Here is a 1272-nt window from a genome sequence, read left to right as displayed (position 1 = left end):
TGACCTTGCCCCCAAGTTTTATCCAGTTTTGAGTTCGCTCCAGCGGTTTTGGGTTGCTGTATTTGCGGCGGTAGCGGCGGGTTGCGGTGCGAAGCCATTTCGGCTGCGCAGCACCGCATCACGTCGCGGGTTGATGGTCTGAGCGAACTCGGTAGGTGTCAGCCAGCCGAGACCGGAGTGTGGTCGCTGATCGTTGTAGTCGGCGCGCCAGTTTGAAAGCGCTGATCGAGCGCAGGTCAGTGACGAGAAGAGGGTTTCATTCAAGAACTCGTCCCGCAGCCGCCCATTGAAGCTTTCGATGAAAGCGTTCTGGATTGGCTTGCCTGGCGCGATGTAGTGCCAGCCCACCTTGGCTTCGTCGGCCCATTGCAGGATCGCGTTGCTGGTAAACTCGCTGCCATTGTCGCTGACGATCATCTTCGGCTTGCCACGCCCCTCGATGATCCGGTCCAGCTCTCGGGCAACCCGCAGACCGGAAAGCGACGTATCGGCGACAAGGCCCAAGCATTCTCTGGTGCAATCATCGACGACCGTCAGAGTCCGGAACCTGCGGCCATCGGTGAGTTGATCCGAGACAAAGTCCAACGACCAACGATCATTGGCTGCCATCGGGATCAGCATCGGGGCGCGTGTGCCGATCGCCCGCTTGCGGCCACCACGTTTGCGCACTGTCAGCTTCTCTTCCCGATAGAGCCGGAAGAGCCGCTTGTGGTTCACAAGGTGCCCCTCGCGCCTGAGCAGCACATGAAGGCGTCGATACCCGAAACGGCGGCGTTCATGCGCCAGCGCCTTCATCCGCTCGCGAAGGTCACGATCGTCGCTGCGGCTCGTTTCGTAACGAACCGTCATCCGGCAAACACCGATGGCTTTACACGCCCGCCGTTCGCTCATCCGATGGTGGCTCATCAGATGAGTGACAGCGTTCCGCCTTGCTGCGGGCGTCACCACTTCTTTCCCAAAAGGTCTTTCAAAGCAGCATTGTCGAGCATGGCATCCGCCAGGAGACGTTTCAGCTTCGTGTTCTCGTCCTCCAGCGTCTTCAGCCGCTTGGCCTCGGACACGTCCATGCCGCCGAACTTGGCTTTCCACTTGTAGATGCTGGCATCGCTGACGCCATGCTTGCGGCAAAGCTCCGAGACCGGCGTGCCTGCCTCGTGCTCCTTCAGAATGCCGATAATTTGTTCGTCCGTGAAACGGTTGCGCTTCATTCCCTGGTCCTCTCAATGGGCCAGAGCTTACTTCAAAATGGATTATTTCAACGGGGCAAGGTCA

General features: G+C 59.0%; 1 protein-coding gene. It reads right to left on the bottom strand.

The genetic code is table 11. From position 1 onward, the window contains the following. Positions 1-18 precede the first annotated feature (18 nt). A protein-coding gene (locus PY649_RS34720) for an IS3 family transposase (protein ID WP_285873594.1) occupies positions 19-1208 on the bottom strand; the annotation gives its coding sequence in 2 pieces (ribosomal slippage) (positions 19-959 and positions 959-1208; 1191 coding nt in all). Positions 1209-1272 lie beyond the last annotated feature (64 nt).

It is taken from the genome of Rhizobium mayense, assembly GCF_030272705.1.
GTDB lineage: Bacteria > Pseudomonadota > Alphaproteobacteria > Rhizobiales > Rhizobiaceae > Rhizobium > Rhizobium mayense.
The sequence above is the reverse complement of the archived record's forward strand: the minus strand, read 5'-3'. Positions and strand labels throughout refer to the sequence as shown.